The 26,277-nt window shown below is 29.8% G+C and carries 27 protein-coding genes; 25 read left to right on the forward strand and 2 right to left on the reverse strand.

What is annotated here, in order from left to right:
- Window positions 1-3 precede the first annotated feature (3 nt).
- The 25 genes from ruvB to ACRC8M_RS06265 all read left to right on the forward strand — a co-directional run bounded on the left by ruvB (window position 4) and on the right by ACRC8M_RS06265 (window position 23,635).
- Window positions 4-993, forward strand: coding sequence for a Holliday junction branch migration DNA helicase RuvB (ruvB, locus tag ACRC8M_RS06145; protein WP_023050287.1), 990 nt, complete (start codon window positions 4-6; stop codon window positions 991-993).
- Between the two features lie 4 nt (window positions 994-997).
- Window positions 998-1,423, forward strand: coding sequence for an RrF2 family transcriptional regulator (locus ACRC8M_RS06150; RefSeq protein ID WP_023050286.1), 426 nt, complete (start codon window positions 998-1,000; stop codon window positions 1,421-1,423).
- A 9-nt stretch (window positions 1,424-1,432) separates the two neighbouring features.
- On the forward strand, window positions 1,433-2,143 hold the full coding sequence (locus ACRC8M_RS06155; RefSeq protein WP_438528334.1) for an RsmE family RNA methyltransferase: 711 nt from the start codon (window positions 1,433-1,435) through the stop codon (window positions 2,141-2,143).
- A complete protein-coding gene (gene mtaB, locus ACRC8M_RS06160; protein ID WP_438528335.1) occupies window positions 2,133-3,455 on the forward strand; it encodes a tRNA (N(6)-L-threonylcarbamoyladenosine(37)-C(2))-methylthiotransferase MtaB in 1,323 nt (440 codons plus the stop codon). Before ACRC8M_RS06155 ends, mtaB begins: the two co-directional genes overlap by 11 nt.
- Entirely contained in the window at window positions 3,433-4,437 is a 1,005-nt protein-coding gene (locus ACRC8M_RS06165) for a LytR C-terminal domain-containing protein (protein WP_438528374.1), read from the forward strand. Before mtaB ends, ACRC8M_RS06165 begins: the two co-directional genes overlap by 23 nt.
- 18 nt (window positions 4,438-4,455) lie before the next feature.
- Window positions 4,456-4,851 carry a hypothetical protein gene (locus ACRC8M_RS06170; protein ID WP_438528336.1) on the forward strand — a complete coding sequence of 132 codons (396 nt, stop codon included), beginning with the start codon at window positions 4,456-4,458 and terminating at the stop codon, window positions 4,849-4,851.
- Window positions 4,848-6,638, forward strand: a complete 1,791-nt coding sequence (gene mrdA / locus ACRC8M_RS06175; protein WP_438528337.1) for a penicillin-binding protein 2 — start codon at window positions 4,848-4,850, stop codon at window positions 6,636-6,638. Before ACRC8M_RS06170 ends, mrdA begins: the two co-directional genes overlap by 4 nt.
- Window positions 6,635-8,569: a ribonuclease J gene (locus ACRC8M_RS06180; RefSeq protein WP_438528338.1), complete on the forward strand. Its 1,935-nt coding sequence runs from the start codon at window positions 6,635-6,637 to the stop codon at window positions 8,567-8,569. The genes mrdA and ACRC8M_RS06180 overlap by 4 nt, the downstream gene beginning before the upstream one ends.
- Before the next feature lie 35 nt (window positions 8,570-8,604).
- Entirely contained in the window at window positions 8,605-8,913 is a 309-nt protein-coding gene (gene yhbY, locus ACRC8M_RS06185; RefSeq protein WP_438528339.1) for a ribosome assembly RNA-binding protein YhbY, read from the forward strand.
- A gap of 25 nt (window positions 8,914-8,938) precedes the next feature.
- Window positions 8,939-9,400 carry a divergent PAP2 family protein gene (locus ACRC8M_RS06190; RefSeq protein ID WP_240218981.1) on the forward strand — a complete coding sequence of 154 codons (462 nt, stop codon included), beginning with the start codon at window positions 8,939-8,941 and terminating at the stop codon, window positions 9,398-9,400.
- 12 nt (window positions 9,401-9,412) lie between these two features.
- Window positions 9,413-11,236, forward strand: a complete 1,824-nt coding sequence (gene dxs, locus ACRC8M_RS06195; RefSeq protein WP_438528340.1) for a 1-deoxy-D-xylulose-5-phosphate synthase — start codon at window positions 9,413-9,415, stop codon at window positions 11,234-11,236.
- A complete protein-coding gene (locus ACRC8M_RS06200; RefSeq protein ID WP_438528341.1) occupies window positions 11,220-12,053 on the forward strand; it encodes a phosphohydrolase in 834 nt (277 codons plus the stop codon). The genes dxs and ACRC8M_RS06200 overlap by 17 nt, the downstream gene beginning before the upstream one ends.
- Entirely contained in the window at window positions 12,053-12,859 is an 807-nt protein-coding gene (locus tag ACRC8M_RS06205; RefSeq protein WP_438528342.1) for a TlyA family RNA methyltransferase, read from the forward strand. The genes ACRC8M_RS06200 and ACRC8M_RS06205 overlap by 1 nt, the downstream gene beginning before the upstream one ends.
- The gene (locus tag ACRC8M_RS06210; RefSeq protein ID WP_438528343.1) at window positions 12,856-14,133 is read left to right on the forward strand and encodes a S41 family peptidase; all 1,278 of its coding nucleotides are present in this window, start codon (window positions 12,856-12,858) and stop codon (window positions 14,131-14,133) included. Before ACRC8M_RS06205 ends, ACRC8M_RS06210 begins: the two co-directional genes overlap by 4 nt.
- An 18-nt stretch (window positions 14,134-14,151) precedes the next feature.
- On the forward strand, window positions 14,152-14,817 hold the full coding sequence (gene rsmI / locus ACRC8M_RS06215; protein WP_438528344.1) for a 16S rRNA (cytidine(1402)-2'-O)-methyltransferase: 666 nt from the start codon (window positions 14,152-14,154) through the stop codon (window positions 14,815-14,817).
- 12 nt (window positions 14,818-14,829) lie between these two features.
- Window positions 14,830-15,726, forward strand: a complete 897-nt coding sequence (gene ylqF / locus ACRC8M_RS06220) for a ribosome biogenesis GTPase YlqF (protein WP_438528345.1) — start codon at window positions 14,830-14,832, stop codon at window positions 15,724-15,726.
- 10 nt (window positions 15,727-15,736) lie between these two features.
- Complete coding sequence (locus ACRC8M_RS06225) at window positions 15,737-16,561, forward strand: NAD+ synthase (protein ID WP_438528346.1); 825 nt, start codon at window positions 15,737-15,739, stop codon at window positions 16,559-16,561.
- Between the two features lie 19 nt (window positions 16,562-16,580).
- Window positions 16,581-16,973 (forward strand): hypothetical protein, encoded by a 393-nt coding sequence (locus ACRC8M_RS06230; RefSeq protein ID WP_438528347.1) that lies wholly within the window; start codon window positions 16,581-16,583, stop codon window positions 16,971-16,973.
- Entirely contained in the window at window positions 16,963-17,382 is a 420-nt protein-coding gene (locus tag ACRC8M_RS06235) for a YchJ family protein (protein ID WP_438528348.1), read from the forward strand. Before ACRC8M_RS06230 ends, ACRC8M_RS06235 begins: the two co-directional genes overlap by 11 nt.
- 26 nt (window positions 17,383-17,408) lie before the next feature.
- Complete coding sequence (locus tag ACRC8M_RS06240; protein WP_438528349.1) at window positions 17,409-18,695, forward strand: hypothetical protein; 1,287 nt, start codon at window positions 17,409-17,411, stop codon at window positions 18,693-18,695.
- Window positions 18,696-18,911: 216 nt separating this feature from the next.
- Window positions 18,912-19,721 carry a DUF3100 domain-containing protein gene (locus ACRC8M_RS06245; protein WP_438528350.1) on the forward strand — a complete coding sequence of 270 codons (810 nt, stop codon included), beginning with the start codon at window positions 18,912-18,914 and terminating at the stop codon, window positions 19,719-19,721.
- Window positions 19,714-20,181 (forward strand): hypothetical protein, encoded by a 468-nt coding sequence (locus ACRC8M_RS06250; RefSeq protein WP_438528351.1) that lies wholly within the window; start codon window positions 19,714-19,716, stop codon window positions 20,179-20,181. The genes ACRC8M_RS06245 and ACRC8M_RS06250 overlap by 8 nt, the downstream gene beginning before the upstream one ends.
- A gap of 30 nt (window positions 20,182-20,211) precedes the next feature.
- Window positions 20,212-21,528: an amidohydrolase gene (locus ACRC8M_RS06255; RefSeq protein ID WP_438528352.1), complete on the forward strand. Its 1,317-nt coding sequence runs from the start codon at window positions 20,212-20,214 to the stop codon at window positions 21,526-21,528.
- A gap of 207 nt (window positions 21,529-21,735) precedes the next feature.
- Window positions 21,736-22,329 (forward strand): TetR/AcrR family transcriptional regulator, encoded by a 594-nt coding sequence (locus ACRC8M_RS06260; protein ID WP_438528353.1) that lies wholly within the window; start codon window positions 21,736-21,738, stop codon window positions 22,327-22,329.
- Entirely contained in the window at window positions 22,319-23,635 is a 1,317-nt protein-coding gene (locus ACRC8M_RS06265) for an OmpP1/FadL family transporter (protein WP_438528354.1), read from the forward strand. The genes ACRC8M_RS06260 and ACRC8M_RS06265 overlap by 11 nt, the downstream gene beginning before the upstream one ends.
- A gap of 39 nt (window positions 23,636-23,674) precedes the next feature.
- Here ACRC8M_RS06265 and smpB read toward each other — a convergent pair whose 3' ends face one another.
- Window positions 23,675-24,118: an SsrA-binding protein SmpB gene (gene smpB / locus ACRC8M_RS06270; protein ID WP_438528355.1), complete on the reverse strand. Its 444-nt coding sequence runs from the start codon at window positions 24,116-24,118 to the stop codon at window positions 23,675-23,677.
- Window positions 24,118-26,268, reverse strand: a complete 2,151-nt coding sequence (rnr, locus tag ACRC8M_RS06275) for a ribonuclease R (protein WP_438528356.1) — start codon at window positions 26,266-26,268, stop codon at window positions 24,118-24,120. Before rnr ends, smpB begins: the two co-directional genes overlap by 1 nt.
- Window positions 26,269-26,277 lie beyond the last annotated feature (9 nt).

A 26,277-nucleotide genomic window follows, 5' to 3' on the forward strand; every position in this document is an offset into this window, starting at 1 on the left:
AAAATGGATAGGATAGTTTCTAATGAAGAGTTGGAATTTGAAGGAGAAGTTCAAAAAAATCTTAGACCAAAAAGATTAGCTGAATATATCGGTCAAGAATCACTAAAAGAAAAAATGAGTATTTTTATAGAAGCTGCAAAAAAAAGAGGCGGGTGCATAGATCATATTCTTTTATATGGACCACCTGGATTAGGAAAAACAACTTTAGCGGGAGTAATAGCTACTGAGATGGGAGTTAATTTAAAAATAACTTCTGGTCCAATATTAGATAAAGCTGGAGATTTAGCAGCTATTTTAACATCATTAGAAGAGAATGATATATTGTTTATTGATGAAATTCATAGATTGAATACGTCGGTAGAGGAGATTTTATATCCAGCTATGGAAGATGGAGAGTTAGATATTATTATTGGAAAAGGCCCTTCAGCAAGATCAATAAGAATAGAGTTACCGCCATTTACATTAATTGGAGCTACAACTAGAGCGGGTCTTTTGAGTTCTCCTTTAAGAGATAGATTTGGTGTAGTTCATAGAATGGACTACTATAAAGAAAATGAACTTGAAGGAATAGTAAAAAGGGGTGGCGCTATTTTAGGTGTCAAAGTTGAAGAGGAGGGAGCAAAAGAGATTGCTTTAAGAAGTAGAGGAACTCCGAGAATTGCAAATAGATTGTTAAAAAGAGTCAGAGATTATTGCGAAATAAAAGGAAATGGAGTTGTTGATTTAAACAGCGCTATAAAAGCACTAAATATTTTAGGTGTAGATAAACAGGGTTTAGATGAGTTAGATAGAGATATCATAAAAGCTATAATAGAAAATTATGGTGGTGGTCCAGTAGGTGTTGAAACTTTAGCCTTGATGTTGGGAGAAGATAGAAGAACAATAGAAGAGGTATATGAACCCTATTTAGTTAAAATTGGTTATATAAAAAGAACTAGTCGTGGTAGAATGGTTACAGAAAAGGCTTATAATCATTTTGAGATAAAGGAGTAAGAGGATGAAAATAAGTACAAAAGTTAGATATGGTGTAAAAGCGTTAGTATATATAGCTGAAGCTTCTCAAAAGGGAAACTTAGCTCGAATAAAAGAGATATCAGAATCAGAAGATATTTCAGTTCAGTATTTAGAACAAATTTTATTTAAATTAAAAAATGAAAATATAATTCAAGGAAAAAGGGGACCAAATGGAGGTTATAAACTTTCAATGGAACCTGAAGATATAACACTACATGAATTGTATAAAATATTAGATGATGAAGTTAAAGTTATTGATTGCAATGAGAACAATAAAAGTAAAAACTGTTCTTGTGTTGATGATGAGTGCTCAACAACTTGTATATGGAGTAAATTAGATATAGCTATGACTAAAATTTTAGAGGGAACAACTTTAGCAGAGTTAATAAAAAATAAGGATATGATATAGGAGTTTATAATGATAAGTGTTATAATATCTAAAGACAATATAGCAAATGAAATAATAGAAATAGTGGATAAAAATGACATAAACCATTTAAAAAATGCTTTTAGAATAAAACCAGGAGAGGTAATAAGAGCTGTTGATGGAGAATATGAGTATATTTGTGAAGTTTTAAATATAGAGAAAAAGATAATAGAGGCTAAAATCTTAGAAAAAAATGAAGATAGATTTTCTTCGGAAGTTTATATAGAAGCGGCTATAGGAATTTTAAAAAATGATAAAATGGATTTAACAATTCAAAAATTAACAGAGATTGGGGTAAGTAAAATAACACCACTATTGACAAAAAGAGGTGTAGCTAAAATTACTGAGAAAAAAGATAAATGGGATTTAATAGTAAAAGAAGCTACAAAGCAGTGCCAAGCCGTTAAATTAGTGGAAATTGGAGAACCAAAAAAATTATCAGAACTAAACTTTGAAGAGTATGATTTAATGTTTGTTCCATATGAATGTGAAGATAAAAATTCACTAAGAAATATTTTAAATAAAGTTGAAAATAAACCTAAGAAAGTTTTATATATAATTGGTCCAGAGGGGGGATTTGATAAAGAGGAGATTGAGTTCTTAACTGAGAAAGGTGTTATGCCTGTATCTTTGGGGAAGAGAATATTAAGAGCTGAAACTGCCTCAATTATAGTAGGAGGAATATTAGTAAATGAATTTTAATAATAAAAAAGTAGCTTTCTATACATTAGGATGTAAAGTTAATCAATATGAAAGTGAAAGTATAAAAAATCAATTAATAAAAATAGGATACGAAGAGGAAAACTTTGAAAATAAAGCAGATATTTATATTGTTAACTCGTGTACAGTAACAAGTATAGCTGATAAAAAAACAAGAAATGTGTTAAGAAGAGCTAAAAAAATGAATCCTGAATCAATTGTTATTGTTACAGGTTGTTATGCTCAGACAAATTCAAAAGAGTTATTAGAGATTGAAGAGATTGATTTTGTTGTTGGAAACAGTAATAAAAGTGGTCTAGTAGATTTTATTCAAGATATTGAAAATAAAAAATCAAAGGTATTAACAGAAAATATTTTTGAAGAGAGAACTTATGAAGAGTATGAGTTTGCTACTTTAAGAGAGATGTCAAGAGCATATATAAAAATACAAGATGGATGTAATAATTTTTGTTCATATTGTAAGATACCATTTGGTAGAGGAAAAAGTAGATCTCGTTCTTTAGACAGCATCTGTAAAGAGATAGAAGTGCTAACAAAAGAGGGATTTAAAGAGTTCATTATCATTGGAATAAATTTAGGTGCCTATGGCGAAGATTTAGATTCTGATATTAATTTAGAAACACTTTTAGAAACGGTAGTCAAGCTAGAGGGGGTTGAAAGAGTTAGAATAGGCTCTATGTACCCAGATAAGATATCGGATAGATTTATAGAGATTATGAGAGAAAATAGTAAAAAATTAATGCCACATTTACATATATCATTACAATCTTGTGATAATACAGTTTTAGAAAGAATGAGAAGAAATTATGGGGCAGAACTTATTCAAGAGAGATTATTGAAACTTAGAGAAAATGTTGAAAATATGGAATATACAGCAGATGTTATCGTGGGATTCCCAGGAGAAACAGATGAGATGTTTAACAACACATATGAAGTAATAAAAAGTATAGGATTTTCAGATTTACATGTTTTCCAATACTCAGATAGAGAGAAAACTTTAGCAAATACATTTACAGATAAAATTGATGGAAATGTAAAAAAGAAAAGAGCTGAAATTTTAGAAACTCTAAGAAAAGAGATGGGAAAAGAGAGAAGAGAAAAATATATAGGAAAAGAGCTAGAAGTTTTAGTTGAAGAGATAAAAGAGGATGGGTGCTCGTACGGATATAGTCAAAACTATCTAAGAGTAAAAACTTCAGAAGCAACAGCTGGTGTTAATGAATTAGTAAAAGTAGAAATTTCAAATTTAGAAAAGGAGTTACTAATTGGAAATGAGAAAGGAAAAAGGGTTTAGTAGACAAAATAAAACAACAAGAAAAGCAGGAAAAGCTCTAGGAGGATTGCTATTAGCTATAATAGTTATAGGTATATTAGGTGTATTTTTAACATATAATTTAAATAAAACTAATAAAAATTTAGAGAATTGGGAAAGATATGCAATAATAGGTAAAAATAATATTATTGTAGTATATGAAGATAAACTAGCAGTGAAAATACCCTTTGATGTTCAAGTAGATAAGGAAACAACAATAAAAAAATTAGTAGATTCTAAAAACTATAAAATGGTGATAGACTCAATAAATAATTTTTTACCTGAAAAAGTTCAAAACTATAAAGTTGTAAAATATAGCGAGATAGCTTTAAATGTAAAAAATGCAAGAAATATCCCTGAAATGGTAATAGATGATAAAAAATATATTTTAACATCAGGAACGCAATCTTTATTTGCTGATTTATATGGTGGAGAATTAAAAGGTTCAACGAATTTAGTTGTAGATATATTAAATGCAAACGGAGTAGGAGGTTATGCTAGAAAGACTGGAGAAAATTTAAAAAACAGATTAGCTTTAACTTATACAGCAGCCAACTACGAAAAAAATACAAATTATAGTTTGATTAAAATCAATGAGATTAGCAAGGAGAATATCGAAAATATATTAGCCAATGTTAATGAAAAATATTTTAAAATAAAAGAGGATAGTGATATTCCTACCTTAGCAAGTGTTGTATTAATACTTGGAAGAGAGAAGGATATTGACTTTAAAATTGAAATTAAAGGAACAACAGCAGAAGCAAAATCAGCTTTAAAAGATTTAGAAAGCTCTGGATATAAAAATGTAACTTTAAAAGAGGATTCTAAAAAATTAGATAAATCTGTAATAGAGTATAATAGTGAAGATTATTACACAGCATTAAAAATAGCAAAAAAATTAAATATAAGTAATATGTTAGAAAACAATAGTTTAAGTAACAAGATAAATATTTTAATAGATTAGAATTAAAAAGGAGTGGAAATGCTAGATTTTATCTCAATTTTATTTATTTTTATATTGGATAACATTCCTCAAATAACATCAAAAGGATTTTTAATAATGCCTTACTTGGCTTATTTATCTTATAGAAAAGATAAAAAAATAGCATTTTTATTTCCGTTATTAGCAGTTATATTAGCTCTTCATTCGAGAGAACCTGCATTTGCTTTTTTGTTCGTAGGGATAAATTTTATTTTTTATCACCTATATTTTATAAACTTTGATTATAATATTGGAAATCTTTATATACTTTCACTTTTACAAATAATAGCATGGAAAACTTTTGTAAAGAGTCCATTGGTAATAGTAAATGTGTTATTTCTTTCAGTATTTTATTTTATAATTAATTTATTATATATGAGGAGAGCAACTAAGTGAAAAAAGATCTTGGAATAAAGTTAGGAAAAAGTTTCGAATTTAGAGGGGAAATATATAAAGTATTTATTTTTCTAGTATTTGTACTACTAGGAAGTAGAATGGCATATTTACAAATTTTACAAAAAGATAAGTATAATTATTTAGCTCAAAAAAATAGAGTTAAATTAAGAAAAATTGATGCAGAAAGAGGAAATATATATGATTCTAATGGTGAATTAGTTGTTACTAATACATTGGGGTATAGATTAGTATATTTGAATCAAAGAGTTGTAACTAATGGACAATTAAAAGAGATGAGTGAAGCAACAGGTTATAGTGAAGAGTATTTACAAAAAAGGATAAAGTACGGAGAGATTGTACCTTATACTAAAGAAAATATTCTAGTAGAAGATCTAGATTTGGATTTAGCTCATAAACTAATGGAAAAAATTGGAGATTATTCATATTTGGAAGTTCAAAGCTATTCTAAAAGAAAATATATATACGATTCATTAGCAGCACATACAATTGGGTATGTAAAAAAGATAACAGAAAAAGAGTATGAGAATTTGAAAGAGGATGGATACTCTCCAAGGGATATTGTTGGAAAAACTGGAATTGAAAAAATTTATGACTCTCAAATGAAAGGGAAGCCTGGATATGATTATATTGAGGTTAATGCTTTGAATAAAGCTCAAAAAATTGAAAAAAGTAAAGATCCAACTCCAGGATATAATCTACACCTATCTGTAGATATGAGATTACAAAAGTATATGGAGCAAGTTTTTCAAGAGGAGAATCTGTCAGGAGCTTTGGTAGCAATAGAAGCTCAAACAGGGAAAGTATTAACATTAGTAAGTTATCCAACATATTCACTGACTACGTTTAGTTCTAAAATTTCTCAAGAGGATTGGGATCAAATAACAAATGATTCAAGAAAACCTTTAACAAATAAAAGTATATCAGGGGAATACCCACCTGGTTCAGTGTTTAAGCCATTTTCGGCATTTGCATTTTTTAATAATGGTTTAGATCCTAAAACAAGAATATTTGATAATGGTGTTTATAGCATTGGAAAATGGAGTTGGAGAGCTTGGAAAAAGGGTGGACATGGAACGGTTGATTTTGAAAAATCTATAGTAGAATCGGTAAATCCATATTATTACAAATATGCTGATCAATTTGGACACGAACCAATTATTGATGTAGCTGGAAATTTTGGTTATGGTAAACTATCTAAAATAGATGTTTTTGGAGAGAGATCAGGAATACTACCAAGTGAAAAGTGGAAAAAGAAAAGATTTAAACAAGGTTGGTTTAAAGGAGATACAATAATCTTATCAATAGGACAAGGATACCTTTTAGCTACACCTATGCAAGTTGCAGTGTCTTATATGGGACTTGCAAATAGAGGAAAAGCTTATGTACCTCATGTTGTGGATTATATAGAAAATGGTAGTGAAAAAGTAGAGATAAAGCCAGAGGTTTTGTATGAAACAAATTATCCAAGTTGGTATTATGATGTTTTAAATAAAGCATTGATAAATACTGTTGAAAAGGATAATGGAACAACAAAAGCATTAAGAACCCCTGGATTGGTTATAGGAGCAAAAAGTGGATCATCTCAAAATTCAAGATTTGATGAAACTCATGCTCTTGTTGCAGGATATTTTCCAGCAGACAAGCAGCCTAAGATTGTATTTACAGTTCTATTAGAAGGAGCTGGAGGAGGAGGTCGTGTTGCTGGAGGAGTTGCTAAAAAATTTGTGGACAAATATTTGGAATATTACAGTGAGGAGATGAAATGAATTTAGAAAATATTGTTGAAAAGGAGAAAGAAGCAACAAAGAAAAAAACAAGACGAAAAAAATATTATAACAAACCAAAGCAGGGAGAAAAAACTCCAAATACTGAGGTTTTAAACGAAACAAAAAAAACTGATGATGTGGTGAAGACAGTTGAAGTTAAAACAACTCAACAACAAAGACCTCAAGCACCTAAAAAAAGAGTTCCAGCAAAAAAAGTTGAAGCTGAAGAAGAGGTTAAAAAGCCAATTTTAAAAATTGAAAAAGAGGAAAAAATGTATGTTATTCCTTTAGGTGGATTAGATGAAATTGGAAAGAATATGACTTTAGTTCAATATAGAGATGAAATTATTATTATTGACTCAGGAGTTACCTTCCCAGATGATGGACTATTAGGAATAGACTTAGTTATTCCAGATTTTAGTTATATCGAAAGTAATAGAGATAAAATAAAAGGATTATTCATAACTCATGGTCATGAGGATCATATTGGATCAGTACCATATTTATATCAGAAGATAGATAAAAATGTACCTCTTCATGGAGGAAAGCTAACGTTAGCATTAATAAAAGCTAAATTTGAAAGTGGAGAAGTTTCAAAAGTTCTTCCTAAAATGAGAGAAGTAAAAGGAAGAGATAAGATAAGAGTTGGAAAATATTTTGAAGTTGAATTTGTAGGGGTTACTCACTCAATAGCGGATGCTTATGCAGTAGTTGTTACAACTCCAGCAGGAAGAGTAATGTACACAGGAGATTTTAAAATTGACTTAACACCAGTTGATGGAGATGGAGTAGATTTTTTAAGACTTGCTCAAATTGGTGAAGAGGGAGTGGATTTATTACTTTCAGATTCAACAAACTCAGAAATTGATGGATTTACTCCATCTGAAAGAAGTGTAGGAGAAGCTTTTAAAATTGAATTTGCAAAAGCAAAAGGTAGAATTATAATAGCAGCCTTTGCATCTCACGTACATAGACTTCAACAGATTGTAAATATAGCTCACGAGCATGGAAGAAAAATTGCAATAGATGGAAGAAGTTTAATTAAAGTTTTTGATATAGCGGCTACTTTAGGTTATTTAAAACTTCCTGAAAATATTATGATAAGTTTATCAGATGTTGACAAAATGAAAGATAACAAAGTTGTTATTTTATGTACAGGAACTCAAGGTGAGCCTATGGCAGCACTATCAAGAATAGCTAAAAATATGCATAAACATACAAAAGTAAAAGAGGGAGATACTGTTATAATTTCAGCAACTCCTATTCCAGGAAATGAAAGAGCTGTTTCTAATAATATAAATAGTCTTTTAAAATATGAAGCAGAAGTTGTATTTAAAAAAATAGCTGGAATACACGTTTCAGGGCATGCAAGTAAAGAAGAGCAAAAGTTAATGCTAAATTTAATAAAACCTAAACATTTTATGCCTGTTCATGGAGAGTTTAAAATGTTAAAAGCTCATAAAGAAACAGCAATAGAAACTGGAATTCCTAAAGGAAATATAGTAATAGCTACTAACGGAAGCAAAGTAGAAGTAACAAAAACTAGTGCAAAGATAAAAGGAAAAGTTAATGCAGGAGCTACATTAGTTGATGGTCTTGGTGTTGGAGATATTGGACATATAGTTCTAAAAGATAGACAACAGTTATCACAAGATGGAGTAGTAATTGTAGTATTTGCTTTAGATAAGGAAACAGGAAAAGTATTAAGTGGTCCTGATATTGTTACTAGAGGATTTGTATACTCAAGAGATTCTGATGAAATATTAAATGAAGCTAATGAACAGATAAAAGTAAAATTAAAAGAGTTTGAAAATAGTGCAATAAAAGATTGGACAGTAATAAAGAATAGCGTTAGAGATGTAGCAGGAAAGTTCTTCTACAATAGAATTAAAAGAACACCAGTTATTCTACCAATAATTATGGATGTATAATAAAAAAATATAATTAAAGATAAAGAGGAGAGAAAATGAGTTTAACAAGCAAAAAAAGAGCGTTTTTAAGAAAGAGAGCTCACAATTTAGAGCCAATATTCAGAATAGGAAAAGAGGGATTCTCTGAAACATTAGCACAAGGAGTTTTAGAGGCATTAATTCCAAGAGAACTTATTAAAGTAAAAATACTTCAAAATTCAGAAGCAGATAAAAATGAAGTTGCTTACCAAATAGCAGAAATAATAGATGCAGAAGTTGTAGGAATAATTGGAAGAACTATAATATTTTATAAAGAAAATCAAGATAAACCAACAATATCACTAGAATTAAAAGCAGTTAAATAAAAAATTAAAAGAGAGTGGGGAAACTATGGAAAAAGGAATAATTTTAGGAAATAGAATTCTAGATGTAGTGTTTATAGCTTGGTTTATAGCCCAGTTTTATAAAGTTATAACTACAATATTTATTGATAGAAAACTAAATATAAAAAGAATTTTTGAAACTGGAGGAATGCCAAGTTCCCACTCTTCAACTATGGCATCATTAAGTACAGCTATAGGATTAGCTCACGGGACTCAAAGTACGATATTTGCTATTTCATTTGTTTTAGCTGGAGTAGTGATGTACGATGCTGCTGGAATTAGAAGAGCAGCAGGAAAACACGCAGGACTTTTAAACACTTTACTGGATAGATTTGCAGCAAAAGTTGGAGAGAAGTTGCATGATGAAAAATTAAAAGAGCTTTTAGGACACAGTCCATTAGAGGTATTAGTAGGGGCTATATTAGGAGTGGTTGTAGCTTTTGTGTTTAAAGGTTATATTCAAGCTTAAGGATGGAAAAAGATGAGGGTAGATAAAGAATATATTAATAAGTTACAAAAGGAAAGCCAGGAAATTAGAGATACTCTTGTAGAAATTACAAGTAAAAATGGTGGACATTTGGCACCAAATTTAGGGGTAGTTGAATTAACGCAGTCAATAATCGAAGTTTTTGACTTACCAAAAGATAAACTTTTATTTGATGTAGGACATCAATCATATGTTTATAAATTATTAACAGGAAGAAAAGAGAAATTTAAAACATTACGAACAAGAGGTGGAATAGGACCTTTTTCAGATCCAAAAGAAAGTGACTTTGATTTCTTCATAGCAGGACATGCTGGAAGTGCCCTTTCTGCAGGAGCAGGAATAGCTAAAGCAAACCCTAAAAATAAGGTTATTGTAGTTATAGGTGATGCTTCAATAGCGAATGGTCATTCTTTAGAAGCATTAAATAACATTGGAGAAAATCTTAAAAATTTAATAGTTGTATTGAATGATAATGAAATGTCTATAGGGAAAAATGTAGGTTCATTATCTAAATTTTTTGGAAAATTAATGATAAGTAATGCCTATATGAATATAAGAAAAGATGTGAGAAGCGTCATAAGTAAAGGGAAAGTCGGAAGCCAAGTTAAAAGTGTATTAGAAAGAATAGAGCACTCTGTAAAACAGTTTTTTTTACCTTCAAGCATATCAGAAGTTTTAGGATACCAATTTTTAGGCGTAATAGATGGCCATAATTTAGAGGAATTAATAAAAACTTTAACTGTAGCTAAGGAGATGGAAGGACCTGTTTTTATACATGTAAAAACAGAAAAAGGAAAAGGCTATCAATTGGCAGAGGAAAATAAAGAGAAATTCCATGGAATATCTCCATTTAATCCAGAAACAGGAGAGGTTGAATCAGGAGAACGAACATATTCTAATATTTTTGGATCAAAATTAGTTGAATTAGCTGAAAAAGATAAAAGTATATATGCTATTTCAGCAGCAATGGTAAAAGGAACAGGATTAGGTGACTTTCAAAATAGATTTGAAGATAGATGTATAGATGTAGGCATAGCAGAAGGACATGGAGTAACATTTTCAGCAGGGCTAGCGATATCAAATAAAAAACCTTATGTAGCAATATATTCAACATTTTTCCAAAGAGCTTTAGATCAGTTGATACATGATGTTGGATTACAGAATTTACCAGTTAGATTTATAGTAGATCGAGCTGGAATAGTTGGAGAGGATGGAAAAACACATCAAGGTATACATGATATAAATATGTTTTTAAGTATGCCAAACTATAGAGTGTTGGCTCCAACAACAGGGACAGAATTAGAAGAGATGCTTGAGTTTTCAAAGGATTTTAAAGACGGACCTCTAGCCATTAGATTTCCAAGAGGAAAGGCGTTTGAATTGGATGGTGCTTTAAAAAGTAAATTTGAATTAGGTATATGGCAAGAAGTTAAAAAAGGAAAGAAAAATCTTTATTTAGTAACCGGTGCAATGTTAAAAGAGATAGTTGATATAGAAGCAGAACTTTTAAGAAGAGGTTTAGATGGAACTATAGTAAATTGTTCGTCTATAAGACCTCTAGATGAAAACTTCATTCTTAATGAATTTTCAAAATATGAAAATATATTCACATTTGAAGATGGTTATGAAAGAGGTGGATTCGGTAATGAAGTAGTGAGATTTTTAAATGAGAAAAAAATGAAAATTAATATAAATATAATAGCTTTAAATAGCGTAGCAATACCTCATGGGTCAAGAAATGTACTGTTAGAGGATTATGGTCTAAGAGGTAAAAAATTAATAGAGAGAATTGAGGGTAGCATTGATGGCGAAAAATAGTGATGCACTGAAGTTTATAAAACTTCTATTAAACCATGAAATGGTTTTAGATTTAGATCATCATGATGATCAAGGTGTTAAAGTAACAACTCATACGTATGATGTGCTAAAAATATCTTTTGAAGAGATCAGAAGAGATTATAGAGATTTAAAAGAAGCAAGAGAAAAAGTAGAGTTTTTCTCAATCGTAGTTGGAGTAATAATTCATGATTTAAGTAAAGGAAGTATAAGAAAAGCTGATGAAAAACTTTCTCACTCTCAAATGATGATAAAGAAACCTGAATATATTATCAAAGAAGCTGAAAGAGTTTTATCAGAAATAGAAGAGGTTTTAAATTTAAAAATTGTAGATAAAATAAAGAAGAATATAACTCATATTGTAATATCACATCATGGTAAATGGGGAAAAATTCAACCTAATACAAAGGAAGCACATATAGTTCATAGAGCTGATATGTATTCGGCAAAGTATCATAGAATAAATCCCATTGGTGCTGATAAAATTTTAAAGCTTATGAGTGAAGGTATTAACCTAGATGAGGTAGCTAAAAAATTTAATTGTACTACTGGGGTTATAAAGGATCGTTTAAAAAGAGCAAAGCATGAACTTAGACTTAAAAATACAAAACAGTTATTAGGTTATTACAAAAGTAAAAAGAAGATTCCTATAGGAGATGACTTTTTCACAAAAAGAGTTAGAGAAACTGAGAAGTTAATAAAAGCTGTTGATAGATTAGGGTTTGAAAATCTTATTTTAGAAAATCCTCTACTAAATTATTTAGAGGACGATAAGATTTTTGAAAAGGAAGGAAATTAATGAAAGAAAGAGTAGATGTTCTACTAGTTGAAAAAGGATTTTATGAAACTAGAGAAAAAGCAAAAAGAGCAATTATGGCTGGGTTAGTTATAATAAATGATAAAAAAATAGATAAACCTGGAACATCTATAAAAATAGATGAGGAACCTATAATAAGAGTTAAGGGAGATGCTTGTAAGTATGTGAGCCGTGGTGGTTTAAAACTTGAAAAAGCTATAACTGTTTTTAACTTAGACTTACAAGGGAAAAGAGTACTTGATGTAGGGTCTTCAACAGGTGGATTTACAGATTGTTCATTACAAAATGGAGCGTCTTTTGTGTATGCAGTTGATGTAGGAACAAACCAATTAGATTGGAAATTAAGAACTAATGATAAAGTAAAATCATTAGAAAATACTCATATTAAAGATTTAACTTTAGATGATCTAGGAAATGAGAAGGTAGATTATATTGTAATGGATGTTTCATTTATATCAATAACAAAAGTAATAGAGCATTTGGTTAAATTCTTTAAAAATGATACAAAGCTTATGGCATTAATAAAACCACAATTTGAAGTAGGAAAAGAAAATATTGAAAAGGGTGGAATAGTAAAAGATAGTAAGAAGCACATAATGGCAATAGAAATGGTTATAGAAGAAGCTAAAAAATCTGGTCTTAGATTAAAGGCACTAGATTTTTCACCAATAACAGGTACAAAAGGAAATGTTGAGTATATCTCTATATTTGAAATAGGAGATGAAGAGTCACATATCAACATAGAGTCAGTTGTAAAGCTAGGAAAGAACTTGGGAGGAGCCATATGATAAAACTGTTAAGAAATACTGGAGCAGCACTACTTTTATCTGGGATTATGATTGTGAATACAGTCCCATCATATTCTGTAGATAATGGATTTATTGCAAATATAAAAGAATTAAAAGAGCTTTCTGATATTATGAATATTATAAAAGAAAATCATGTAGGAACTGAGAAAGATCCGACTAATACAACTCTTATGCAAGGAGCATTAAAAGGAATGATGGAGTCTTTAGATGATCCTCATTCAAATTATTTTACAAAAGAGGAGTTGGAAAGTTTTAAAGAGGATATTGAAGGGAAATACGCAGGTGTAGGAATGGTTATTCAAAAAAAAGCAGATGAACCTTTAATTGTAGTTTCGCCAATAGAAGATACACCAGCATATTTAGCTGGAATTAGAGCTAAGGATAAAATTATAGCAATAGATGGTGAAAGTACTTATAAGTTAACAAGTGAGCAAAGTGTTAAAAAGTTAAAAGGAGAACCAGGAACTTCAGTAAAACTTACAGTTTATAGAGAAGAAGCAAAAGAAACTAAAGATGTTGAATTAAAAAGGTCAATTATTCAATTAAAATATGTAAAAAGTAAAATGATTGGAAAAGATATTGGTTATTTGAGATTAACACAATTTGGTGAAGATGTATATAAAGATGTACGTAAAGATTTAGAAGGTTTAATTAAAAAAGGTGCTAAAGGTATTATTCTTGATTTAAGAAGCAATCCAGGAGGATCTTTAGGACAAGCAGTAAAAATATCTTCTATGTTTATCCCAGAAGGAAAAATAGTTAGTACAAAGGGAAAAGCAGGAGATGAAGAGATAGCATATAGAGAGGGGAAATATTTTGGTGATTTTCCTCTAATAGTTTTAATAAACGAAGGAAGTGCCTCAGCTTCTGAAATTGTTTCAGGTGCAATAAAAGATTATAAAAGAGGTATTTTAATAGGAGAAAAATCATTTGGAAAGGGAAGTGTTCAAACATTATTACCTTTACCAGATGGAGATGGAATAAAATTAACAATAGCTAAATACTATACTCCTAGTGGAGTATCTATTCATGGAAAAGGAATAGAACCTGATATCTTAGTAGAGGAAAAAGATGATTTCTTATTCTTTAATGGTTTTGTTACAAATATAAATGAAGATGAAACAAAAGAGAATAGAAATGAGATTATAAAAGAGGTTAAGGGAGAAGAGGAAGCTAAGAAAATAATTTCAAAAGAAGATATTCAGCTAGATAAAGCAGTTGAAGAGATGAATAAACTTTTGGAGAAAAAATAGGAAGAGATGAGGTAGAAAATGCTTTATATAGTAGCAACACCTATAGGTAATTTAGATGATATAACTTTAAGAGCTATAAAAACTTTTGAAGAAGTAGATTTTGTTTTTGCAGAAGATACAAGAGTAACAAAAAAGTTATTAAATCATTTAGGAATAGAAAAAATAGTTTATAGATATGATGAGCATACAAAGATGCATCAGGTATCAAATATAGTAAATATGCTAGAGAATGGAAATAAAATTGCTTTAGTAACAGATGCGGGAACTCCTTGTATATCAGATCCTGGATTTGAAGTGGTTGATGAAGCTTTAAAAAGAGGAGTAAGGGTTATACCAATTCCAGGTCCAAGTGCAATGACAGCAGCAGCTTCAGTTGCAGGAATTTCTACTAGAAGATTTTGTTTTGAAGGGTTTTTACCTAAAAAAAAGGGAAGACAAACTCTTTTAAAATCTTTAGCAACTGAGGAAAGAACGATTGTAATATTTGAATCTCCTCATAGAATTGAAAAAACACTGAGAGATATAGAAACTTTTATTGGTATAAGAGAAGTTGTAATAGTAAGAGAGATTACGAAGATTTATGAAGAAATCTTAAGAGGAACAACCACTGAGTTAATAGAGAAACTTTCAAAAAATCCTGTAAAAGGAGAGATAGTTCTTTTAATAAAGGGTAATGAAAAATAGAGGTGAGAGATAATGTCAATGACAAAAATTAACTGGTATCCAGGGCATATGAAAAAAACGAAAGATTTAATTAAGGAAAATATGCCATTGATAGATATTGTTCTTGAGGTTGTAGACGCAAGAATTCCTTTATCAAGTAAAAATCCTGATATAGCTGGTTTTGCAAAAAATAAAAAAAGAGTAATTGTAATAAATAAATCAGATTTAGTTACAAAGGAAGAGATTAATTTCTGGAAAAAGTTTTTTAAAGAAAATAATTTTGCAGATGAAGTATTAGAGTTATCAGCAGAAACTGGTTTTAATATGAAAACTCTTTATACAATTATAGAAAAAGTTTCTAAAGAAAAAAAAGAGAGATTATTAAAAAGAGGATTAAGAAAAGTTAACACAAGATTGATGGTAGCTGGAATTCCAAACGTTGGAAAATCAAGATTAATCAATAGAATAGTAGGAAAGAATAGTGCTGGAGTAGGAAATAAACCTGGATTTACAAGAGGAAAACAGTGGATTAGAATTAAAGAGGGATTGGAATTATTAGATACTCCTGGAATTTTATGGCCAAAATTTGAAAATCAAGAAGTAGGTTACAATTTAGCAATAACAGGGGCAATTAGAGATGAAATACTTCCAATAGATGAAGTTGCTTGTGTATTAATAGAAAAAATGTTAAAAATGGGAAAAAAAGATGTTTTAAAGGAAAAGTATAAACTTTTAGATGAAGATTTTGATCAAGTTAGTGGTGCAATAATAGAATCGATAGCTCTTAGAATGAATATGTTACAAAAAGGGGGACATTTAAATGTTCAACAAGCTACATATACAATTTTAAGAGATTATAGAGCTTGTAAATTAGGTAAGTTTGGCTTGGATATGGATATAGCTGAAGAGATTAAAAACTTATATAAGTAGGAGAAAAAAGATGAGTTGCAGATTAGATTTAGATTTGAATTTGGTTGAAGAGATATTAGTTAATTTTTTAAAAGAAGAAGCTAATAAAGTTGGATTTTCTAAAGTTGTTCTTGGACTTTCAGGAGGGATAGACTCTGCACTAGTAGCATATTTAGCTGCAAGAGCTTTTGGACCAGAGAATGTTCTAGGCATACTTATGCCTTATAAATCTTCAAGTAAGGAAAGTGTTGAACACGCTAAATTAGTTGTAGAAGATTTAGGAATAAAATCAAAATTAATAGAGATAACTCCAATGGTAGAGCCATATTTTCAAATGAATCCAGATATGGATGGGTTAAGAAAAGGAAATAGAATGGCAAGAGAAAGAATGTGTATTTTATTTGATTACTCTGCTAAAGAAAGAGCATTAGTTCTAGGGACATCAAATAAAACAGAGATGTTATTAGGGTATAGTACACAATTTGGAGATGCTGCATCTGCTATTAATGCTATTGGAGATCTATATAAAACTCAAGTATGGGAATTATCAAAACATATGGGAGTACCACAACCATTGATAGATAAAAAACCTAGTGCTGACTTATGGGAAGGTCAAACTGATGAGAGTGAATTAGGATTTTCTTATAAGCTAGCAGATGAGATTTTATTCTCTTTAATAGATGAAAGAGAAAAAAAAGATGAGATTATAAAAAAAGGTTATCCAGAAGATATTGTTGATAAAGTTATTTGGAAAATTAAAATGTCTCAATACAAAAGAAAACTTCCTTTAATAGCAAAGATATCTACAAGAACTATAGGAAGAGAGTTTAGATATCCAAGAGATTGGGGAGTATAAACACAAAGGAGGGCTAGATTTGAGAGGGGAAGAGCAATTAAGAGAAGAGTTACAGGAATTTCAGAAAGAAAAAGAAAGAATTAGAAGTATTGTAGGTCAAATAGGTGGATCAAATAGCAAACAAAATAAAATTATAAATATACTTCTAATAATAATAATAGCTGCATTATTAATTTTAGGTGGTGTTTTTAATAGAATAACTCCAACGTTAGCAGTTCAAGTAGCTATTTTATTTGGTGTAATAAAATTAATATGGATGTTTTATGAATCACAAAGGGCTAGTCATTTTCAATTTTGGATTTTAAACTCTTTAGAGTTCAGGATAAATGAGATTTATAAAAAAGTTAAAAAAATGGAAAAAGAGCTAGAAAATTTAAAAAAACTAGAGGAGTTTAAAGAAGATGATAAATAATTTTAAAACGGCTGAAGAATTAATGAGAGCAAGATATAACGCCTTTGAAACTGGGAATATAGAGTTCATAGTAGAAACTCATCATCCAGAAACAAAAGGGGATATGGATATTGAAGAAACAAGAAAGTGGGCATTGAATTCAGAATGGTTAGGATTAGAGATAGTGTCAACTGAAGCTGGAACTGAATCTGATTTAGAGGGAATCGTTGAATTTAAAGCTGTTTATAAAGAGAATGGGCAAGAGATAGTTCACCATGAAAAAAGTAAGTTTGTAAAGCTTAATAATGAATGGTTATATTATGGGTGGTTACCACTTCAAGGAACTATTGTAAAAGAGGAAAAGATAGGAAGAAATGATCCATGTACTTGCGGGTCTGGGAAAAAATATAAAAAATGTTGTGGAAAATAAAAAAATTTATTTAGGGAGAGTAGAGAATGAAAATTGCTATTATTGGTTATCCAGACTCAGTAAAAAAAATTTTAAAAACTCTAGAACCACAATATTCTCACATAAGATTTTTACCTTATGAAATAAAACAATTGAGGGATTCTGTAGAAAACTTAAAAGATTTAAAGGGGAGAGTAGATGGAGTATTTTCTACAGGAATAGGTGTTCATTCAGAAATAGTGAGCAAATTGGGGTTAAATGTACCAATGGTTTATTCAAATAGAGAAGCGGGAAGTATTTTAAAAGCTCTATGGGAAGTAAGAGAAAATTATCCAAACATAACAAATTTAAAGATAGGCTTTGATATAGTTGAAAAAGGTGTTTTATTAGATACTCTTGATGAGTTTGGAATAACACTAGATAGAGTTGATGTCCAAGAGTATGAAGAGGATAAAACTGAATTGGATTTTTTAGATGAACATATTAAAAATCTATCTAAAGGTGAAGTTCAGTGTATATTAACGGCTTTTGGGTATGTTTATGATTATTTTAAAAGCAAGAAAAAGCCTGTATACAGATTACAATCAACAAAAAATGAGATTAGTAATCAAATGAAGGTACTTTTAAAAGATATAAAAATTAACGAAAATTTTAAAAATAGAATTGGAATAAAAATAGTAAAGATTATTAAAAAACATAAGAAAGATGAACTTGAAAATGATAGAGTTGCGTTTAAAGCAAGTTTAAATGATATATTTTTAAAGTATTCTAAAAATATACATGGTAATTATCAAGAACTTTCAGAAGATGAATATATATTTTTTACAACTCAAAAAATTCTAGAAACTAAAGAGAATGAAGTTAATTTTTTAAAATTAGTAAATGAAATATATCTGTTAGGTGCTAAAGTAGCAGTGGGGATTGGATATGCAGAAAATATTCAAGGTGCTACAATAAACGCTAGAAAAGCATTAAACATAAGTTTAGTAAATGATAAAGGAGAGATTTTTCTTTTTTCAGATAATAAAATAAGAGGTCCTCTTTATAAAAAAACTAGGTTTGATTACTCAACTAAAATAAGTGAAAATTTTGAAAAAGAAGCAAAAAAAATTGGAATAACACCAAAGTATCTATCTAAAATAAGGGCGTTGCATGAAACTTTTGGTAAGAAAGAGTTTACAAGTAAGGAGCTTTCAGAAATTTTAGAGATAACTGAAAGAAGTGTAAATAGAATAATTAAACCTATTATAACAAGTGGTTATGCTGAAATAATAGAGTATGAAGTTTGTACAAGTGCAGGTCGTCCAAGAAGAGTTGTAAGGTTTAATTTTTAATAAAAAGAGATGAATAAATTTCATCTCTTTTTATTTTTTTTGTATAACCTCACTTAACAGTTCTTAAATAGAACAATACAATTTGAAAAGAAATGAAAAATACGAAAAAACCCTTGACATAATATTAAAAAAATAGTATTATTTCTAATGTGAATTAAAGTCCTATTTAAGACAAATAGGAGTATATAAAAATTATATTAAGGAAGAGTGAGCACTATGAACAAAAACACAATTAATGTATTTTTAGTTGTAACAATTATTTCACTAGTTTGTGAAAAAGTTGGAAAAATTCAATTGGGAAAAGTAGCATTATTCCCGATGTTATTTGCTGTAATTATTGGAATGATATTAACACCAGATTTATTAGGAAAAAAAATTCAGAAATTAAGAGAGATTATTGGAGAAAAAGAGATGAAAATAGCCAGTGATATGGTTATGTTAATTCTTTTAATGCTTGGAATAAAATTAGGAACATTTGTAGGTCCAAATCTAGATAAAATTATTCAAGCTGGTCCAGCATTTTTAGCACAGGAGTTTGGACACATGTTAGCACCAATTGTAGCTGTTCCTTTAGCACTTAAGTTAGGATTAACAAGAGAGGCTATAGGAGCTGGATCAAGTATAAGTAGAGAAGCTTCTTTAGGGGTAATTGGAGAAAAATATGGAATTTCATCTTTAGAGGGAAGTGGAGTACTTGGAGTTTATTTAGCTGGAACAATTGTAGGAACAATCTACTTTGGAATATTAGGATCATTATCTGTATATACAGGAATTCATCCATTAGCATTAGGAATGGCTTGTGGAGTTGGAAGTGGAAGTATGATGACGGCAGCAGCGTCATCTTTAGCTGAAGTTGTAGGACCTCAATATGCAGATCAAGTTTTTGCATATGCATCAACAAGTAATATGTTATCAGGACTGACAGGAGTAAATATTCTTGTATTTATATCACTACCATTTACAGAGTGGTATTATAAAAAATTATCTCCAAAGTTTTCAAAAAAGGAAGTGAAGCAAAATGCGTAGTTTAGATATAAAAAAATATGTATTATACTTTATACTAATGTCAATGACAGGAGTTATAGTTTTAGCGGGACAAGCTATTGGATTACAAAAACAATTTATAGGAGCTATTCCAGGAATGTTTTTAATAATTGTTTTAGCATTAGGATGCTTTGCTGTTAAAGAAGCATTTCCAAAGTTTCCATTACCAGCGTATGCACTATCAACTATAGTTGGAATGATAGTAAGTATACCTGCATTATCGATATCAAAATTCTTTGCACCACAAATTGGAACAGTTGAATTTATGCCTTTATGTACACCACTACTTGCTTTTGCTGGAATATCTGTAGGAGATAAAATTGAAGAGTTAAAAGCAATGTCTTGGAAAATAGTAATAATAGCATTAGTTGTATTTACAACAATTTTCTTTGCGTGTGCTTTAATAGCTCAAACAGTATTGAGATTACAAGGAGCAATTTAATTAATATTAAATAGATTCAAGGAGAGAACTATGAACATAAATGAGATCAAAGAGAGAGTAATAAAAGCTATTGATGAAAATAGAGAGTTAATATTAAAAGCAGGACAGGCTATGTATGATAATCCTGAGTTTGGATATAAAGAGTTTAAAGGAACAGAGATTGTTTCTAACTACTTTAAAAATGAGTTAGGATTAGATGTGGAGGAAGGAATAGCCTACACAGGTTGTAGAGCAAGAGCAAATGAGAATGCAGAAGGACCTAAAGTAGCAATACTAGGAGAGTTAGATGCAATATCTTGTAGTGATCATTTAGATTCTAATGAATTAGGAGCAGTTCATGCTTGTGGACATCATATACAAATTGCAGGTATGTTAGGAGCGGCTACAGGGCTAGTAAAATCAGGAATATTAAGTGAGCTTGGAGGAAAAGTTGATTTTATGGCTACTCCAGCAGAAGAGTTTGTTGAATTAGGATATAGAACTCAATTAAGAGCTGATGGAAAAATTAAATATTTTGGTGGAAAACAAGAGATGATATACAACGGAACATTTGATGATGTTGATATGGCAGTTATGTTCCATGCTTTAGATTTAGGTGACAAAAAAGTTTTAACAGGTCCTGTAAGTAATGGATTTATAGGAAAAACTGTTAAATTTATAGGAAAAGAAGCTCATGCTGGTTCGGCTCCTCATGAAGGGATAAACGCTTTAAATGCGGCAATGTTAGGAATAAATAATGTACATGCTCAAAGAGAAACATTTAAAGATAGTGATAGAGTAAGATTCCATCCAATTATTACAAAAGGTGGAGATATTGTAAACTCAGTTCCTGCTGATGTAAGAATGGAAGCTTATGTAAGAGCTAGAACAATTGAAGGTATGATTGACGCCAATAAAAAAGTAAATAGAGGGTTAACAGCAGGTGCTTATGCAGTTGGTGCTGAAATAGAAATAACAGAGATTCCAGGATATTTACCAATTTTAAAACATGATTCTATGGAAGATGTTTTAGAAGGAAATTTAGAGTACTTAGGATTAAAAGATGATATGATTAAAGGTGGAGATTTTACAGGATCTTTCGATTTTGGTGATGTATCTCATATAATGCCTACTCTTCATCCAATGTTTGGTGGAATAAATGGAGCTCTTCATACAAGAGAATTCAAAACTGTAGATGATGAAGTTGCAATCTTAATGCCAGCAAAAGCTCTAGCGTTAACAGTTGTTGACTTATTGTTTGCTCAAGGAAAGAAAGCAAAAGAAATTTTAGATAACTTTAAACCAGTTATGACAAAAGAGGAGTACTTAACTTTTATGGAGTCAAATGATAAAGTTATAAAGGCTTAATAACTACTTATTTTTAATAATTTTCTCATAGAAAGAGGCTATTTAATAGCCTCTTTTTCTATTTTTTTAAGTTATTTCATAACAGTGTTGTGTAAAAAAACAAATATTTCATAACAGTGATATATAATAAAAAAATTGAATTTATACGTATAGTAAGATATAATATAAAACATGCTTAGAAAAATAACATAACAAATAGGAGAAAAAATGGGAAGAAGGCCTAATTTTACTAGAGAAGAGATTTTAGAGTGTGCATTTAAAATTTTAAATAGTGAGAGTTTAAAGGAAGTAACAGCAAGAAATATAGCTAAAAATTTGGGGGTATCGACAATCGCTATATATTCAACATTTAAATCTATGGACGAGTTAAAAAATGAGCTATCTAAAAAAGCCAAAACAAAACTTTTTGAATACACAAAACGTGACTATACTGATTTATCAATTTTAAATATAGGGATAGGGATATGTCTTTTTGCTAAAGAGGAAAAAGCATTATTTAGAACAATTTTTTTAAGAGAGGGATTACCTAGAGAGTTTACGGATCAAATTATGGATGATTTTAGAAATTTAATATATAGTGGATTTAATAACAATAAGGAATATAATCAATTTCCTGAAGATATAATTGAATGGGTTATAAAAAAGGGATGGTATTTTTCTCATGGGTATGCAACCCTAATTTGTACAGGATTCTATACTGATATAGAGTTTGAAACTTTTAAAAAAGAGATTATAGAAATGGGAAATGTATTGATAGAAAAAGCTTTAGAAATGACAAAGGAGAGAGATAATGAAGTTTAAACAACAATTAATATTATTAGGGGTAGTTTTATCAGCTAATGCTATGGGAGGAAGTATAGATTATCTTTCGCAACAGGATGCGGAGTATTTAGCACATCCAGCTATGGTTGGAAAAGTTGGAGTATCTGGAGCATACTATAATCCAGCTGGAACAGTGTGGTTAGAAGATGGAACTTATATACAAGTAAATAATCAAACACATTTGAAAGAGTATAGTATGGAGCATACTGATTTATCTGGAAAGACAAGAGAATTTAAAAGTGATAAGGGATCTCCAGTAGTTCCAAGTTTACAAATTGTAAAGAAAAAAGGAGATACAGCATTTTTCTTCCATGCTGGTGCAGTAGCAGGTGGAGGAAGTGTAGCATATGGTGGAGGAATAGGAACTTTTCCAGAGATAGCTGATGATAAATTTAGTCAGATAGGTGGAAATTTTACAGGCGGTTCAACAATACATGGTAAGTCATATTATGTGGCTTTTCAAGGTGGAATAGCTAGAAAATTCAACGAAGCTTGGAGTGGAGCAGTTGGACTTAGATTAATTGACGCTGAAAGAAAATTCAAAGGTGAAGGAAATTTTGAAGTTTTAGGTGGAGCAATAAAACCAAAATTTGATATAGATTCTGAAAGAACAGCTTTTGGAGTAGCTGGAATATTTGGATTAAACTACCATCCAAATGATAGATTTAATTTAGGAATGAGATATGAAACTGAAACTAAGCTAGATTTTGATAATAAAGAGCATAAATTAAAAAATGGATTTAATAATTCAGTACCATCAATAACAATTCCTGGATTAGGAACAATATCAGGGAATACTTTTTATAATATGATTGCTAAAGATCCAGCAATTAGACAGTGGATGTCAGAGGGAAGCGGAAAAAGAAACCTACCAGCAGTAGCTGCAATAGGAGCTTCTTATAGAGCAACAGACAGATTGACACTTTTGGCTTCTGGAAACTATTATTTCATAAAAGAAGCGAGTGATGACTTAGGAAACTTTAATCACTATGATAATGGATATGAGGTAGCAGTTGGTTTAGATTATCAATTAAATGAAAAGTGGACTTTAATGACAGGATACCAATATACAGATACAGGAGCTAACGAGAAAACATATACTGATACAGATTATGTTTTGGATGCAAATATGTATTCAGCAGGAGTTAAATATAAGTATAGTTCACAAGTTGAATTAATGGCAACATACTCATATGTAGACTATATAAATGATAAAAATGTAAAAAATATAAGATACAGTAAGCATGTAGATGCCTTTGGATTAGGATTAATCTACAAATTTTAATAGAATAAAAAAAGCAGATAATTTATCTGCTTTTTTTTATTAATATCTTTCTTTTACTTCTCTCTCAATACTTCTTTGTTGATCTTTTTTAGCTAAAGAGTCACGTTTATCATAATTTTTCTTACCTCTAGCTAAAGCTATTTCTACTTTTACAAATCCTTTAGATAAGTGAATGTTTAAAGGTACAATTGTATAGCCTTTTTGAGTAACTTTTTCATGGAGTTTTTTAATTTCTCCTTTATGTAAAAGAAGCTTTCTAACTCTTCTTTCATCAGGATTATAAACACTACCAAAAGACCACGGAACCACAGTCATTCCCATGATAAAAATTTCGTTATTTATTATTCTAATAAAAGACTCTTTAATGCTAGTTTTACCAGCTTTTATAGATTTTACTTCACTACCAACTAGTTCAATTCCAGCTTCAAATCTATCTTCAATAAAGTAGTCAAAAAAAGCTTTTTTGTTATTAGCTAAAATCATTAAAATCTCCCCTCTTTTCTTCTCCCTGTATATTCATGACAAAACTCAGTTGGAATAACTTCGATTTCAAGCATTTGTAAATCTGATCTAACGATTAAAATCTCTATTTTATCTCCTAAATGAAACTCTCTATTTGTATCTAAATCTTTCATGACATAATTATTTTCATCAAATTCATAGAAGTTTTTAGCTGTAGTTACATCCCAGAAACACTCTACATGCTCCTCTGTTTCAAAGAATATTTTTTTATTGTTAAATCCAACTATAGTAGCTTTAAATTCATCTCCAATTTTATCAAGCATATATTCAACTATTTTAATTTTAATACTTTCATCTTCTACTTTCATAGCTTTTCTCTCTGTTTGAGAGATATGCTGTGTAACCTCTGGAAGATAGTTTATAAGAGTTCCAAATTGCTTTTTAGTTGGATAGCCGTGTATAGCAATATTTAAAATTCTATGTATTAGTAAATCAGCATACCTTCTAATTGGAGATGTAAAATGTGTATAATAATTAGATGATAGACCAAAGTGACCTAAGTTTTCAACACCATATCTAGCTTGTTTAAGAGACATTAAAATCATTTTGTGCACAATCATATTGATACCTCTAGCTTCAGAATCCTCAATAATAGATTGGAATTTTTTTGGATGAATATCTTCAAAAGCGTGAAGTCTATATCCAAATCTAGAAAGAGTTTCGCTTAAAGTTTTTACTCTTTCTGGGTCAGGAGTTTCATGAACTCTATAAACAGAAGGTATTTCCAACCAGAAAAGTTTCTCTGCAACAGCTTCATTAGCCATAATCATAAAGTCTTCGATGATTCTTTCTGATTCGCCTCTTTCGATATTTTTTAAGTACTTAACTTTTTTATTTTCATCTAAAACAACTTTAACTTCAGGAAGATCAAAATCAATAGAACCTCTATTGTATTTTATAGCTCTTATAATTTTAGAAAGCTCTAACATAGTAAATATCATATCTACGATATCACTATATTTTTCAGTAGTTTCAGGATCTTTAGCAATAATTTTATTAACATTTCCATAAGTCATTCTATGAGCAGTTTTAATAACTGATTTATATGTTTGAATATCGATAGCTCTTCCATGGGAATCAATAAGAAGTTCAACAGAAAATGTAAGTTTATCTTCGTGCGGATTTAAAGAACAGATTCCATTTGAAATTTCTTTAGGGAACATTGGTAAAACTCTATCAACTAAATAAACAGAGTTTCCTCTTTTTTCAGCTTCTTTATCTAATTTAGAACCAGTTGGAATATAGTGTGAAACATCAGCAATAGCTACAATAAGTTTATAATATCCGTTATCTAACTTCTCAACATAAACGGCATCATCCAAGTCTTTAGCATCGTCACCATCAATAGTTATTATTGGAAGATGTCTTAAATCTTTTCTTTTCTTTATTTCATCCTCAGATATTGTAGTTGGGATTTGACGAGCTTCGGCAATAACATCATCTGGAAATTCTTCTGATAAACCTTCTCTAAGAATTAAAGCTTTAACCATATTGTCTGTATCGAAAGGATTACCAATTGATTCAAGAATTTTTCCCTCAGGTTTTTTTTCATCACTTCCCCAAAAAGTTACATCAACAACAACTAACTCTCCATCTTTAGCTTTATTGAAAAAGTTTTTAGGGATATATATATCTCTACCAAAAGATTGTGTTGGTCTTACAAAACCAAAGTTTTCTTTCTTTTCAAAGATTCCTATAATTGTATTTTTTTCTCTTACAAGAACTTCGACAATTTCTCCCTCTTGTTTTCCTTTTCCTTCTGGTGTTGTAACGTTTATTAAAACAGTATCTCCATCTAAGGCTGTACCAAATTTACTTCTAGGGATAAAGTATCCCTCAGTATCAGTATCAACAAAACCAAATTTGCCTTTAATATTTGAAAATTTACCTTTAATAAAACCTAAATTTTCAGGGATATTATATTTATTTCTTTTATTTTTCATAATTTCTCCAGAATTAATCCAAATTTCAAGAATTTCTCTATTTTCTTTTTTAAATTTTGGAGACCACCCCATAGCTTTAGTTATCTCATCAAGAGTTAAAGCTTTACTATCTTTTAATATATTTTTTAATTTATCAAGTTGTTTATCTAATTTTGTATTTGTTTTCATAAATTCCTC

It is taken from the genome of Cetobacterium sp., from assembly GCF_051653945.1.
In the GTDB taxonomy this organism is placed as follows: domain Bacteria; phylum Fusobacteriota; class Fusobacteriia; order Fusobacteriales; family Fusobacteriaceae; genus Cetobacterium_A.